Origin of the sequence: Streptomyces sp. NBC_01551 (assembly GCF_026339935.1) — a bacterium.
Lineage (GTDB): Bacteria > Actinomycetota > Actinomycetes > Streptomycetales > Streptomycetaceae > Streptomyces.
Genome location: NZ_JAPEPX010000001.1, coordinates 5915742 through 5929327 on the forward strand (window position 1 = coordinate 5915742; position 13586 = coordinate 5929327).

Annotated in this window: 15 protein-coding genes; 12 read left to right on the forward strand and 3 right to left on the reverse strand. The window is 72.1% G+C overall.

Features of this window, described 5'->3' with window-relative positions; translation table 11 throughout:
• The first annotated feature begins 28 nt into the window (after positions 1–28).
• The 8 genes from OG982_RS26765 (at position 29) to OG982_RS26800 (ending at position 7074) form a co-directional block, all read left to right on the forward strand.
• Complete coding sequence (locus tag OG982_RS26765; protein WP_266949415.1) at positions 29–472, forward strand: hypothetical protein; 444 nt, start codon at positions 29–31, stop codon at positions 470–472.
• Positions 469–912: a hypothetical protein gene (locus OG982_RS26770; protein WP_266949416.1), complete on the forward strand. Its 444-nt coding sequence runs from the start codon at positions 469–471 to the stop codon at positions 910–912. Before OG982_RS26765 ends, OG982_RS26770 begins: the two co-directional genes overlap by 4 nt.
• Entirely contained in the window at positions 913–1335 is a 423-nt protein-coding gene (locus tag OG982_RS26775; RefSeq protein ID WP_266949417.1) for a hypothetical protein, read from the forward strand.
• 54 nt (positions 1336–1389) lie between these two features.
• Positions 1390–2247: a helix-turn-helix domain-containing protein gene (locus tag OG982_RS26780; protein WP_266949418.1), complete on the forward strand. Its 858-nt coding sequence runs from the start codon at positions 1390–1392 to the stop codon at positions 2245–2247.
• Between the two features lie 94 nt (positions 2248–2341).
• Positions 2342–3607 (forward strand): MFS transporter, encoded by a 1266-nt coding sequence (locus OG982_RS26785; protein ID WP_266949419.1) that lies wholly within the window; start codon positions 2342–2344, stop codon positions 3605–3607.
• Between the two features lie 202 nt (positions 3608–3809).
• Complete coding sequence (locus tag OG982_RS26790; RefSeq protein WP_266949980.1) at positions 3810–4955, forward strand: MFS transporter; 1146 nt, start codon at positions 3810–3812, stop codon at positions 4953–4955.
• Between the two features lie 38 nt (positions 4956–4993).
• Positions 4994–6202 carry a hypothetical protein gene (locus OG982_RS26795; RefSeq protein ID WP_266949421.1) on the forward strand — a complete coding sequence of 403 codons (1209 nt, stop codon included), beginning with the start codon at positions 4994–4996 and terminating at the stop codon, positions 6200–6202.
• A 29-nt stretch (positions 6203–6231) separates the two neighbouring features.
• Positions 6232–7074, forward strand: coding sequence for a DUF317 domain-containing protein (locus OG982_RS26800; protein ID WP_266949422.1), 843 nt, complete (start codon positions 6232–6234; stop codon positions 7072–7074).
• Position 7075: 1 nt separating this feature from the next.
• Here the strand turns inward: OG982_RS26800 and OG982_RS26805 are convergent, their stop codons facing one another.
• Positions 7076–7405, reverse strand: coding sequence for a hypothetical protein (locus OG982_RS26805; protein ID WP_266949424.1), 330 nt, complete (start codon positions 7403–7405; stop codon positions 7076–7078).
• A 276-nt stretch (positions 7406–7681) separates the two neighbouring features.
• Here OG982_RS26805 and OG982_RS26810 point away from each other — a divergent pair, with 276 nt between their 5' ends.
• Positions 7682–9370, forward strand: coding sequence for a collagen binding domain-containing protein (locus OG982_RS26810; protein WP_266949426.1), 1689 nt, complete (start codon positions 7682–7684; stop codon positions 9368–9370).
• Positions 9371–9450: 80 nt separating this feature from the next.
• Complete coding sequence (locus OG982_RS26815; RefSeq protein ID WP_266949427.1) at positions 9451–10503, forward strand: collagen binding domain-containing protein; 1053 nt, start codon at positions 9451–9453, stop codon at positions 10501–10503.
• Between the two features lie 140 nt (positions 10504–10643).
• Here the strand turns inward: OG982_RS26815 and OG982_RS26820 are convergent, their stop codons facing one another.
• Both OG982_RS26820 and OG982_RS26825 read right to left on the reverse strand, forming a co-directional pair.
• Entirely contained in the window at positions 10644–11993 is a 1350-nt protein-coding gene (locus OG982_RS26820; protein WP_266949428.1) for a hypothetical protein, read from the reverse strand.
• 148 nt (positions 11994–12141) lie between these two features.
• Positions 12142–12360: a hypothetical protein gene (locus OG982_RS26825; RefSeq protein ID WP_266949429.1), complete on the reverse strand. Its 219-nt coding sequence runs from the start codon at positions 12358–12360 to the stop codon at positions 12142–12144.
• Positions 12361–12614: 254 nt separating this feature from the next.
• On the opposite strand from OG982_RS26825, the gene OG982_RS26830 reads away from it, so the two are divergent.
• Positions 12615–12974 (forward strand): DUF317 domain-containing protein, encoded by a 360-nt coding sequence (locus OG982_RS26830; protein ID WP_266949430.1) that lies wholly within the window; start codon positions 12615–12617, stop codon positions 12972–12974.
• Between the two features lie 165 nt (positions 12975–13139).
• Positions 13140–13436 (forward strand): hypothetical protein, encoded by a 297-nt coding sequence (locus OG982_RS26835; protein ID WP_266949981.1) that lies wholly within the window; start codon positions 13140–13142, stop codon positions 13434–13436.
• Positions 13437–13586: the final 150 nt, after the last annotated feature.

A 13586-nucleotide genomic window follows, 5' to 3' on the forward strand; every position in this document is an offset into this window, starting at 1 on the left:
CGTTCCCCTCTTCCAGGAGCCACCTTTCGTGTCCGACATCCCCGACGTCTTCGACGGCGACGTGCTCGGCTTGTTCGCCGAGCGGATCGAGGCCCAGTTCAGCCTGGGTCTGCCCGAACTGGCCCAGGCCGTCCAGGCCGCTCCGCACGCCAACCCCAGTGCCACCCAGGTGGTCCGCTGGTACGCGCTGCTCACCGAGGCGCAGCAGGGGGTGGAGACGGCCGAGGATGCTCTGGTCTCCGCGCTGGAGACGGCGCCGGGGGACGTGCTGGACGACCCGGTGATGGAGTTGGCCCACCGTGTGAACTTCGCGGTTGCCGCCCGTGACGGTCGGGCGCAGGTCCTCCGGTTCCTCTTGGAGTCCCCCGTCGAGCAGGCCCGCATCCAGCGGCGCTTCGGACCCCGGGTGACAACGACCCTGCCCACTGCCGTCCCGGCGCAGCCCGCGCGGATCAGGGGCGGTGCCCGATGAGCGACGCTCGCAAGCCCAGTACCCAAGACGCCCGCCTGGAGCAGGTGTTCGGCGGGCCCTTGGACCAGCTGCACCAGCGCGCGGTCCGCCCCGGCAGCTCGCCCGCCCTGGTCCGGGCCCTGGAACTGCGCGCCTTCCTCGCCTTGGCCGAGGCCCAGGTCGTACGCGTCCGCGACCGTGTCCACGCGGCCATGGCCCCCGACGCCGAACTGGACTCGCTGTCCTCGGACACGCTCCGGTTTGACGCCGAGTGGCTGGAGGCCGCACTGGCCGGCCGCACCGGCTACCGCATCGCGCTGGAGAAGCTGCTCTCCGCGATGCCGCCGCCAGCCGCCCGTCCGCCGGCCGCCCCCCTCCAGGTCCGGTCCGCCGTCGTGGGCAGCGGCCTACGGCCCGCGCCCACCGGCGTCGAGGGCGTGGCGGCGGCCCGGGGGCGCTGAGTGCCCGATCCGTACGCCGCCTCCCGGGCGGCGGGCGCGCAGATCGAAGCGCTCTACGGCCGCCCGGTCACCGGCCTCGCCGCGGACGCCGTGCCCGGCAGCATGCGCTACGCCCTGCTCAACAGCTTCGACGCCCTGCAGTACGCCGACCGCGCCGTCGCCTTCCACACCGAGCAGCTCCACCGGCTGACTCACCCCGACCGCACGATCGAATCCGTGGATGTCGGCCACATCTCCGATGCCACCCGCCGCCTGGCACACGCAGTCACCGTCCGCGACTCCCACGCCCAGGTTCTCGGTGACGTTCTGAACAGCCTGGCTCGTGTCCCCGACACCGAGTCCCCGGCGCCCGCCTCCCAGGCCGCGGCCGTCACACCGGCCATGCCGCCGGTCGCGTCTGACGGGCCCGCCCGCTCGCGCTGACCCCTCTCCTTTCTCCTTTTTCTCGTCCACCCCGCGCCGTCTGGAGTTACTGCCTTGGCTGCTGCCCGCCTGCCTTCCAACGACCTGCCCCGCGTTGCCGAAGCGCTGGAGATGATCACGCCGCGCTGGAGCGTGTGGGTGCTGATGACGCTGGCCTCCCAGCCCGGCCCGCTGCGCTACACCAAGCTCAAGGAGCACCTGCCGTGGCTCGGCGACGGCCAGCTCCACCCGCGGCTGCGGGCGCTCTTGGATGCCGGGCTCGTCGAGCGCACCGCCCAGACCCGACTGCACGTCACCTACGGCCTGACCGCACGCGGACGGGAGCTGATGCCGTCGCTGACCGCCCTGGCGGGCTGGGGCGACGGACACCTGGAGAAGAACCTCGTCCTCAATCGCGTCACCGGGAAGCCGGAGCCGGAGCGGATACCGGCTGCGCAGAACGCCGAGGACACCCTCGCCGTGATCGGTCACCGCCACGCCACCGTGCTGCTGTGGACCCTCAAGGCGCGCGGGACTTCGACCATGGCCGCACTTTCGGCCGAGGCGATGCCCGACCACAGCCCCAGCGCGATCTACCCGCCGATTCGCCGGCTCATCGACGACGGCCTGGTGGCCGTCGCCCGCGATGACGCCGCCTCACTGCAGCTGACCGCCCCGGGCCAGGCCCTCGCCCCGATCTACCTGGCTCTTTCGACCTGGGCCACCGCCCGCCCGCTTCCCGAGGCCCAGGCACACCCCGTCTGGGGCGCACCGCGCATCCCGGCCGCCACCCGCTCCGGGCAGTGGGCCGCCCACCAGGCACGCAAGACCAGCCCGGCCGTGGCCGTAGCCCAGCCGCCGGCCCCCGCCCCGGCCACCGGGTGGCGGCCCGTGGATCTGTTCTCCGCACCGACCAGCGGACCGAGCCGGTGAACCCCAACCGACCACTGCCATGTTCCGGCCGCCCGCCGCCGGTATCCCCTCGCTCCCGGCGCCCTGGCGCTGAGCCCTGACGGAAAGCCCCCCGTTGACCGCTCGTTCGACCGCCACCGCCCCGTCGGCCACGTACGGATCGGTCCTCGGCAGCCGCTACGTTGCTCGCCTGCTCGGTGGCACTCTGATCGGGCGCCTGCCCAACGGCATGGTCCCCGTCTCGCTGGTCTTGTGGGTCACTGCGGGCGGCGGGACGCTGGCGTTCGGCGGACTCCTCGCCGCGCTCTACGGCCTGGCCTCGGGGCTCTCCCAGCCGGTCAAGGGCCGGCTGATGGACAGGTACGGGCAGACCCGGATCTCCATCCCTGCCGCCGTGCTCAACTCCTCCTGCTTGCTGGCGCTCCCGTGGGTCGGTGCCGACGGACAGCAGGTGGTGGTGACCGCAGTCGTGGGGTTCGCCGGGCTGATCACCCCGCCCCTGGAGGCCGGACTGCGGGCTTTGTGGCCGACGGTCCTGCCGGATGCGGGGCGGCGGCGCGTCGTGCAGGCCCTCGATACCGGCTCGCAGGGACTGCTCTACGTGGTGGGCCCACTGCTCGCCTCGTGGTTGGCGACCACTCATGGCCCCGATACCGCTCTGCTGGCGACCGCGGCACTCGGCCTGACGGGCTCGGCGATCGTGCTGACCGCCGGTCCGTCGAGGACGTGGCGGCCGACTTCAGAGGGCGGCGCGGGTACCGGACGGCTGATGAGCAGCGGGCTGGTCATGCTGTTCGTCGGTCTGGCGGGGACCGGGTTCACGCTCGGCGCGATGAACGTCTGGGCCGCGGACATGGCCGCCGTACAGGAGCAGCCGATGCTGTCCGGGCTCCTTCCCGCCGTGTTCTCCACCGGCAGTTTCCTGGGCGGCCTGGTCTACGCCCGCAGGACCTGGCCCGGCACCACGACCACGCAACTTCTCTGCACCAGCCTCCTGTTCCTCCTTGGCTGGCTTCCCCTGCTGGCCGACCCAGGCCCCCGAGCGGCCGTCGGCCTCGTGGGGATACCGGGCCTCTTCCTCACCTTGATCATCACCAATGGCTTCCACACGGTGGACGCCCTCGCCCCGGCCTCCCGCACGACCGAGGCGTACGCCTGGCTGATCCTCTCGGTCGGCACCGGGCAGGCCGCCGGCACCGCGCTCGCCGGAGCCCTCTCCACCAGCCCGCAGATCCTCGCTGCCCTGCCCGCCGCGGGCGCCGCAACTGCGCTGACCGTCCTGACCGCCGCCCGCCCCAAACTCGGCCCCGGCCGACGCCTGGGCCGCCACCGCCGCCCACGCCACAGCCACCCGCGCCACTCGGTCTCGACGCCCCGCTAGCCGCTGTTGCCGCCCGCTCGGACTGTCGTCACCGTCCAGCCGGTCTGCTCCCCGAACGTATCCGCCCCACCCCGGAAAGACGATGCCCCCCAAGCACGCTGCCGTCCTGCGGCCACCCACCGGCCGACATGTCCGCACTCCCGACTTCGGACCCGTACGCGGCGTCTACGTCCCGCGCACCGCCGATGCCGGCGCCTTCGCGATGAGCACGTACGGCATCCCGCTGCTCGTCCTGGCCGTCACCGACTCAGCCACGTTGACCGGCTTGGCCTTCATGCTCGAATGGGTGCCCCGCCTTGGGGCGTTCGCCCTCGCGGGCACCGCCGTGGACCGGTTCGGCAGCACACGGGTCCTTCGCATCGCCTCGGTCCTGCGCGCGGCGGTCGTCCTCGCCGCAGCCGCCGTCCTGCCCTCCGTGGGCGAGGGAACGAGCGCCGTGATCACCGTCATGACGCTGGCCGCCGCGACAGGCGTCCTCACGGAGTTCTCCTACATCGCGGCCGAGACCGCGGGCGGCGCCGCGAGCCGGGACGCCGGAGGCCATGCCCACCGCGTCCAGGCCGTCCTGCTGGGCATCGACCAGGGCGCCACCCTGGCCGGCCCGGCCCTGGCCGGCGTGCTGCTCCAGTACAGCGGCGCCACCGGCATGCTCCTGATCATCGCCGCCTGCTCCCTGCTCGGCGCGGCCCTGGCCCCCCGTCAGCGTCCCGTCTGGCCCCAAGAGGCCCCGGTCCCCGTCGCCCAGGGACTCAAGATCGGATGGCGGACCCTGCGGTCGCTCCCCGCCCTGGTGTGGTTGTGCGTCGGGCTGGTGCTGTCCAACTGCGCGATCGGCCTCGTGCAGGCCGCCGGCCCCGTCCTGGTCATCAAGCAACTCGGTGGCACGAGCAGCCAGGTCGGCCTCGTCTGGTCGGCCGCCGCCATCGCCTCCCTGGCCATGGTCACCCTCGCCCGCTTCGCGATCGACCGCGCCGGCCTGTGGCCGGTCGGGGCTGCCGCAGCCGCCCTCGCCTCCCTGGCCTGCCTGGCTCTGGCAGCCGCCGACACCTACACCGTCTTCCTGGTCCTGGTGGCGCTGCTGATGGCCGGCGAAGCGGGCATGACCGTGGTGCTGCGCACCCTGCGCGCCCACCTCGTCCCGGCCGAGGTGTTCGGCAGCACCCTCTCGCTGATCATCCTGCTGCTCCTCGCGCCGTTCCCCCTCGCCGGAGCCCTGGTCGCGCTCACACCACCGGACCTGCTCGGCCACGCCATCACCGCCTGCGCCGTCCTGCAGGCCGTCGGCCTGGCCGTGGCCTTCGCGAAACTCCGCACCCATCCGGCCACCCGCCGCCCGCTCCCCGCCTGACCTCTCCCACCCCGCCTGCCATCCCGAACAGGACCACCATGCCCGAGCCCACCGACTCCACCCAGCCGCAGCACCTTCGCCTCCGCCTGCGCGAAGTGGCCGCCCTTGACGACGAGGCGTTCGCCCACTACCTGCAGGAGCGCTTCGAGCACCTGGTGACGGCCGCGATAGCCGATGCCGGCGGTCACCTCCGCCCCGCCCAGCACGACCTGCTCCACGCTCCCGCTCGCCTGCACGAACTGCGTGACGCCCTCACCTTCGCCGAGGGCGACCTCCAGGTCGCCGTCGAGCGGATGACCTACCGCCAGGACCCGCGCACCACCCGCACTGCCCGCCAGCTGAGGCAGGTCCGTACCGCCCGCCACCAAGTCCACCGGGAAACCGCCGCGCTGCGCCGGTCCGAAGACCGCACGCGCGAATCCGAGGAGACTCCTTCGACGGACACGGTCACCACGACCCGGGGCTGGCTCTCGCAGGCGTATCCCGTCCTCTTCGCCCAGCTCCTCGCCCAGGCTCACGCCGCCGCAGGGCTGCCCGCGCGCCCGCTGGCCAAGGACATCTTCGACACCGTCGAGGAAGGCTGGGCCGATGGCTACCTCCCCGCGCCCCGCCCAGCGGAGTTCGACCGCCTGCTGTCCATGGGAGCCGTGGCCTTCCGCAGCGCTGTCGCCGATGACGCCCGCAATCAGAACGACCGCGATCCGGCGCTGCGCCACCCGCTGCTGCAGCGGCGCTGGAACACGGCACTGGAGGAACTGACCAGCCTGACCGTGCCGGTGGCCCGCGCCTCCAGCTCCTCGGCCCTGGGCTCCCTGCCCAACGGGTTCGCCGACATCCCCGAACCCGACGCCTTCAAGGTCCTCAACGCGCGCCGGTTCCTGGTCGCGGCCTGGCAGCGCCGAGCCGAACACAACCGCCTGATCCACCAGTACGCGATCACGGTGACCGACCGGCGCCGCGCCGCCCCCGACCACGATCTACGGCGCCAGGCCATCGACGCGGCCCTCGACCGCCTCGTCGCCGCGCAGCCTGCCGCCGCCGCCCGCATCCTGGCCCGGCTTCGCCCGTACGCCACCGCGGACGGAAGGCTCGAGCCGGACACCTTCACCCCGGCCTTGCGCGCCCGTGCCAAGCGCGAGGTTCTCGCCGACCTCGCCGTCATCCGGAGGCTGGACACCGTGTTGCCCTCCGCGCTCCCTCCCCGGCCGGCCCTCGCCGCCCCGGCTGCCCTGACCGCCGCGCTCTGACCGCACCCCCTTCGTTCGTGGAGACGCCCTTGCCTTCATCCGCCCCCCAGTCCGCCGCCACCGTGGACGGCGACGTCTACGTCACCCCCCGCTACCTCGCCGGATCGCCCGGCTACGGCGATGCCGGCTTCGCCCCCGTCAAGCATTGGCCCCACCATCACTTCGACGAGGGCCCGCACCAGCTCGTCGTAACCAGCCCGGACCACCGCATCCGGATCGGCTGGGCCGGAGACGACTACGACCTGTGGACGATCAGCGCCGCGCCCGACGCGGTCTCCGGACCGCAGTGGACCGCGATCGTCAACCAGAACACCCCGCCCGAGCTCGTCGCCGCCCTCACCACCGCCCTCGCCCGGGACTGGGCCGATGGCCAGGACCGCTTCCTTGCGGCCCCGTCGGCGTACTGGGCCGACAGCGTGGCACCGCTGGTCGCCGCCGGCTGGCAGCGCATGGGCGCCGAGGTCGGCACCGTGGAGCTGGCTGCCCCCGACGGCAACGCGGGTGTCTACATCAACCGCTCCCGCCGCGACCTGCTGGACGGGACGGAACTGTGGGCCGGCCCTCCCGGCTGGGGCACCCGCGCGGAGATCACGTTCAGCCCCCGTACGCCCTCCCACCTCATTGCGGCCACCGCGGAGGCGTTCACCGATACAACTCCCGTGGCCCGCTGGCAGCAGGGCCTCGACCGTCAGCTCGCCGCCCTCGCGCAGCTCACGCCCGTCGTACCGCCCCGCCCTCCGGTGCCGACTCCCCGCGATCTCCGCCCCCGCATCGGGGTCCGCCCGCCCGTCGCGGTCGGCAGCGTGCCGCGCTGGAGCACCGCCACCACCCCCTCCGCTGCCCTTCCCGCCCGCGGCGCTGTACGCCGCTGACCTACAACGAGGAACCCCTTTGGCCCTGTTCACCGAACAGTTCTTCGCCGACCACCTCACGCTGCCCTACCCCGAGGCCGCCGTCGTCGGCCATGCCTACTACGCCGCCCCCGCCCCAGACCTCCCGCTGCGGCTCCGCATCGACTTCGCCCCCACGATCTACGCCGACCGCTACGACGGGCTGCGACTGCAGATCGTGCACCTCGACAAAGGACCGATCGACACCGCCGTGCTGCGCTTCGCCGACCACGGCGCCTTCGACACCCGAGACCGGCGCCTCGGACACAAGCCCGGCCAGGGCGAGTACGGCACCTTCAACGACTGGAACCACAGCGAGCCCCCCCGTGGGTCGGCATCGGCGTTACCCGGCTGCGGGCCGCGATCGACCAGTACGTACGCCTGTGGATCCCCGGCGCTCCACCGGTACGGACCAGCCAGCCCCCCGCCGCCGCGGCCCGGCAAGTTCGGATCTCTGCCGCCCGGGCGCGGTGACCACCCTCCTTCCCTAAAGCCCCGCCCCTCGGCCGTCATTGGCCCATCGCGCCTACTGACTCACCGCCGCCCGCACCCGACTTCCCCTCTCCACCGACAGGACCCTCTCCTCCTTATGCGCCTTCGCCCCGCCCGCCCCGCCCACCTGGCCGTCGCCGTCGCCGCCCTCGCGGCAGGCACCCTGCTGCCCGCGACGGCCATGGCCGCCCCGGAAGCCTCCGTGGTGCTGGGCCCCGGCTACACCATCCCCGACTCCGAGGGACACGCCGCCTCCAGCCACATCGGCGCCTACGGCCCGCCCGGACCGGCCGTCCACGGCGACACCGAGACCTACTGCGCCGACCCTGAACGCAAGGGCCCGGCCGACGCCGGCGGCTACGGCGACCCGCAGCCGGTCCCGTCCTGGACGTCGTCGGTGACCGGGAAGCCCGTCACCAAGGAGAACCTGGCCCAGGCCGCCTACGTGATCGGCAAGTACGGGCAGACCCGCGACAACGCCCAGGCCGCCGCGGTCGACGCCGTGGTGTACGAGTACCTGGCCGGCGGCACCTACGCCCTCGACGGCGACCGCGGCAAGCAGCGCCTGGCGTACCCGGTCGTCTCCCCGACCGCCCGCACCCTCGCCCAGGGCTACGTCGCCGAGGCCAAGAAGCTCGCGGGCCCCTACACCCTCCAGATCACGCCGTCGGTGAAGACCACCACCGCCGGGACGAAGGTCACCGTCGCGGTGAAGGTCACCACCACCGCCGGCACGCCGGTCCCGAAGGTCGCCGTCACGCTCGCCGAGTCAGGCTCCGGCACCGCCTCCGGCAAGGTCACCACGAACGACAACGGCACGGGCTCCTGGGAGTTCACCGCCGAGAAGCCCGGGACCGCCAGCGTCACCGCGACGGCCGAGGGGCTGCCCGCCATCGGGCTGCAGGTCCTCACGCCCAAGAACCCGGCCGCCCAGCGGATGCTGCTCGCTGGGGGCACCACCAGCGTCAAGGACTCCGCCGCCATCACCGTCGGCGAGGCCACCGGCGGCGTGACGATCCGCAAGAAGGACCCCGAAGGCACCCGCCTGGTCGGCGCAGCGTTCCAGCTCCTCGACTCCGACGGCAAGCAGGTCGCCGCAGGCAAGACGGACGAACAGGGCAACCTCGTCTTCGACAAGCTCCCTGCCGGCACCTACCGGCTGCGCGAGACCTCCTCCGGCAGCCCCGTCCACGACCTGATCGCCGAGCAGACCATCACGATCACCGCCGGACGCACCGCCCAGGCCAACGCCCAGGACCTCGTCGACCCGTTCAAGAAGGCCCGCCTGTCGGTGAAGAAGACCGACAAGAACACCGGCAAGACCCTGCCGGGCGCGGTCATCGCCATCCGCGCCGATGAGACGGACAAGACCGGCAAGCACACCCCCGGCAAGGTGATCACCAGCGTCACCACCGGGACCGACGGCACCGCGACCGTCCCCCTCGACGTCACGCTCAAGGCGGGCACCCGCTACTGGGCCGGCGAGACCAAGGCCCCCGAGGGCTACCAACTCGACGCCTCACCGGTCGCGTTCACCGCCCGTCCCGGAGCCGACGTCACCGTCACCCTCGCCGACAAGCCCACCGCGACCACGCCGCCGAGCCCGAGCACCCCGCCCGCGACACCCCCGGCCACCACCCCGCCGACGACGCCGCCCGGATCCCTCGCTCACACCGGCGCCGACGCCACCACCTGGCTGGCCGGCGGAGCCACCGCCCTGCTCGCCGCAGGCGGCGGCCTCTACCTGATCAACCGCCGCCGCCGTACGGGCGACGCCCCCAGCTGACCCCTCGCGCTGCCGGGCCCCACTTTCGGAGCCCGTGCCACACCGTCCCGCACCGCACAATCCCGCCCGGAGCACCCCTGATGAAGCACCGCCCCTTCCTCTTCACCGCGCTTGCCCTGACCGCCGCCGCCGTCCTGACCGGCCCGGCCACCATCGCCACGGCAGCCCCCTCCCCGTCCGCCGAAGCCCCCAAGGATCAAGGCGACCCCGCGCCGACGGACAAGGCCGGACTGCGCATCGCCAAGACGGACCCCGAAGGCCAGCCCGCCCCCGGAGCCGCCTTCCAACTGCTCGACTCAGCGGGTAAGACGCTCGCCGAGGGCAAGACCGGAGCCGACGGCACCCTGACCTTCTCCGACCTCGCCCCCGGCGTCGTACGCCTCAAGGAGACCTCCTCCGGCAGCCCGCTGCTGGGCACCGTCCCCGACCAGGACGTCGTCGTCGCCCCCGGCGAGCCCAAGGTCCTGGCGATCACCGACCCGTACAAGTCCGCCGGCCTCACCCTCAAAGTCACCGACAAGGCCACAGGCAAGGGCCTGGCCGGAGCCATCGTCAACATCGCCCCGAAGGACGCCAAGGACGACAAGGGCGCCTTCACCCTCACCACCGGCCCGGACGGAACCGCCAAGGCCCCGCTCCCCGTCGGCAAGAAGACCGGCAGCGCCTACACCGCCACCGAGACCAAGGCCCCGGACGGCTACCGGCTGGAGACCACCCCGGTGGAGATCACGGCCAAGCCCGGAGCCGAGACCACCGCGGCCTTCACGAACGCGGCCACGGCCAAGCCCACCGAGGAACCGACGGGGAAGCCGACGGCCAAGCCCACCGGCGATCCCACCTCCCAGCCCACGCCGACCGGCTCGCCCTCGACCGGCACCGGGGAGCCGACCGATGCGGCATCCCCCTCCAGCAGCCCGGAGATCGGCACCGCTACCTCGACCCCCACCGAACCTGACACCAAGCCCGAAGGCTCCCTCGCCCACACCGGCGCCGACAGCACCAACGGGTGGCTCCTGGCAGCCGGCGGCCTTCTTCTCGCCGCCGGAGGCGGCGCCGTCTACGCCGCCCGCCGCCGTAAGAACGACGAGAGCGACACCGGCACCGGCCAGCACCGGCGTACCGACGACAACTGACCTCACCACCACCGGCCCCGGGAACCAGACAGGTTCCCGGGGTCGACTGCGTTTCGCCCCTGTGGCCGGTGGCTGCCAGCAACGTCGCCGCCAGTTGCGCATCGTCTATAGGAGCACGGCTGCTCGTGCTTCGGGAGTCTTCAGTCGTCTGCGGCCGGGGCGCCAGAGTCAGCAGGGTCCTCCAGCGGCACGAAGAGCAAGGAGAGCGCAGCCTGGATCACCAGGGCAATGTGGTGGCGGGGTGGGGTGTCCACCAGGTCGTGGAGAACGTTGTTGCGCAGGTTCATGCCGTCGATGGGTCCACCAACGAGCGTCCGGAAGACCGTCGGCCAGGGCTCGGGGTATCCGGCCTTGCCCATGTCCGTGATGAGGGACCCGAGTTGGCTGACCTGGCCCGGCCGGTCGCCCTGGTGGTGCTGGATGAAGGCGACGTCGGCGGCCTGAATACGGCGACGCAGCAGGCCCTCGACGCGAGGGAGGGCCAGGGTGATCGCGATGTCGTCCTCGTGCTCCCAGAAGGCGCGCAGGGCGCGGGCCAGTCCTCGCATGCGGGTGGCCGGCGCGAGCGGCGGGTTGGATAGCTGGTCGAGCAGCTGTTCCTCGGTAGGGGCGAACCGTTCGTGGAGCTGGTCGAGCTGGGCCTCGATGAGGACGCCGTGGATGCCCAGGGAGAAGACGTGGGCATCGGTCCGGCCGGTCCCCGTGGCGATGCCCTCCTCCGAGAACGCGGTGACCACCGGGCCGTTCAAGTTCAGGTGTGCCGTCGGCAAGCGAAGCAGTCCGTGCTGCTCGGCGTCGATCGGGTCTGCCAGGACGGGGACCGCGGTGGCGATGGTCCGCAGAGCTGCAGGGAGGTCGGCAGCGGAGTCGATGGCCGCGCGCGAGGCGTCGACCAGCGCCGTCGGGAACTGGAACGGAGTGATCGTTCGGGTCAGGCCCAGGTCCTCGGGACGGAGCTTCTGCTGGGTACGCCGGATCTCGTCCAAGGCATCGGTCAACCCGTGGTCGCGTGCGAACACGGCGGCCTCTTCGAGTCGCATCAGCTTGGGGAGCCCGTCGAGCTGCTCGGCGTGGTCGGTGTAGGCAGCGAGGATCCGCTGCTCGATCTGCTGCTGGTCGGCAGGATCGGGCTCGATGCGGCGCATCATCTGCAGGGATCCGATGTGGTTATGGGAGTCCGCGCGGAAGCGGTCGACGGCACGCTCCAGCACGGGGCGGATGAGCTGGTGAAGGTTCTTGTCCGCCAAGAGGGGCTCGATCGCAGCGTGGACGATGCCTGGGGAGGGCTCCGGCCAGTCGAGGGCAGTGTCGGCGAGCCTGATCATCTCGGTGGTGACATCAGCCAGCTGCGGCTGGCGGAGCCTGGCGGCAAGCTCGTGCGCGGCTAGCAGGGCATCGACCGCCTTGCACCGAGCACTGACGGCGCGGTCCCCTATATCGGCCAGGAGCACGGGGACGGCCTCGCGGTAGCTGGCGATGGCCGCCGACACGTGGTCGATGGGACGGCCTCCGTGTCGGGCCTCCCAAAGAAGGTGGTGCAGGCGGGCGCGCACCATCGGATGGCCAGCCGTGTCCGCGTACGCGGTCCAGACAGCGTGGACCTGGGGAGGAAGCTGGTTCGCTGCGGTCGGCCAGGGCTCAGGCCCCGGCCCCTGGGTAGGAGCCCTTCAGTGCACCGTCGGGCTGGTGGAAGAAGAGCATCGCCGCGCACAGCGCATGCAGGTGATCCACCTCAGCCTCGGTGCGCCCCGCCTCGCCGACGGCAGCCGCCAGAGCGGTGACCATCTCCTGGTAGGAGGTGAACGGGTTGCTCGCGCTGTCCAACTTCTTCAGGACTGTTGCCTGTACCTGCGTCACATCGCCCGATCCTTCCTCAAACCTCCCTTCTTGTCAGCGGCCCCGCACTCCTTCGGCCGTGCTGGGGCATCACTCAGGGCGTGACGGCCGAGGTGGGCCGTGCCCGAAACCGGACGAGTGCACCGCCCCAAGGTCGAGTTCGCCGGTGGCAGACAGGAAAGATCCTGCAAGGACTGGTGCAACGTTGCAGCGCATGTCAACCTAGACGACCTTCCCCCCACTCGGGGTTTTCCCAGGTCAGAGAGGTGATGCTTGTGACCGTGGAGCTGTCGAACGCCGGATTCCGCACCACGATCGAGAAGTTGCGACTGCATAGCTGGCTTCTGGGGCCTGGCCAGCCGACCGAGGTCATTGACTGCTTCCCCGAGGCGAACGGCGACTTCAACCTCATCGTCGACGACCGGGCCGACACCCACATCTCGTCGGCCGACGGCAGGCTCTATCTCGGCTGGTTTCCCGACGGCCGGCCCGGAGCTGAGGAGGAGGGCTGGGTCCTGGCCGTCACCGGCACCGCCAAGGTTCCCGGCTACCGTGTCGTCTTCGACCCGCAAACCCCGGCACGGCTCGTGGCCGCTACCGTTTCCGAGGTGCTCGCCACCGCTCGACGGCAGTAGTGCCCACGCCGCCTTGAGGCCGGGACGCTCGCCCCCGTCCTCCAGTGGCTCGCGCGTCCTTCCGTGGTCCGTTCCCGTAGGCCGCGCTGCGCACATCCGCACCCACCACAACGCTTTCCACCCGTGAGGAGAACCGTGGCCCCCCAGCCCGAGCCCGGCGCCGAGATGACCGTCGCTGACCTGATGGAACACCTGTCCGCGGCGGACCCTGCCGCCCGCGTGCGGCTCGCGATCAACCCTTTCTTTCCCATGGCTCACAAGATGGGCGCCGTGACCGTGGGCGCGGACCAGGACGGGCGACCGGTCGTCTATCTCGCAGAGGACGCGGAGGCGGTGCAATACGGGTACCTCCCCAGGCCGGTCGCCGAGGCCCTTACCTGGATGCCTCCGGTTGAGCCGCCGGCCCGTGGACGGCGGCTGCGCGCTGTCTCCGACGACGATATGGGCCGCGACACCCCCTGACGACAAGGAGCACTTCTGCCCCCGTCCCCTGACTTCCCTTCCCTTCCCGCGTACTGGGTCACCCCGCGCCATCTCGCCGGCGACGACGGCCTCCTTGCCGACCAGGTCGGCTCGCACCTCACCGCGGCGGGCTGGACCAGCCTCACCCTC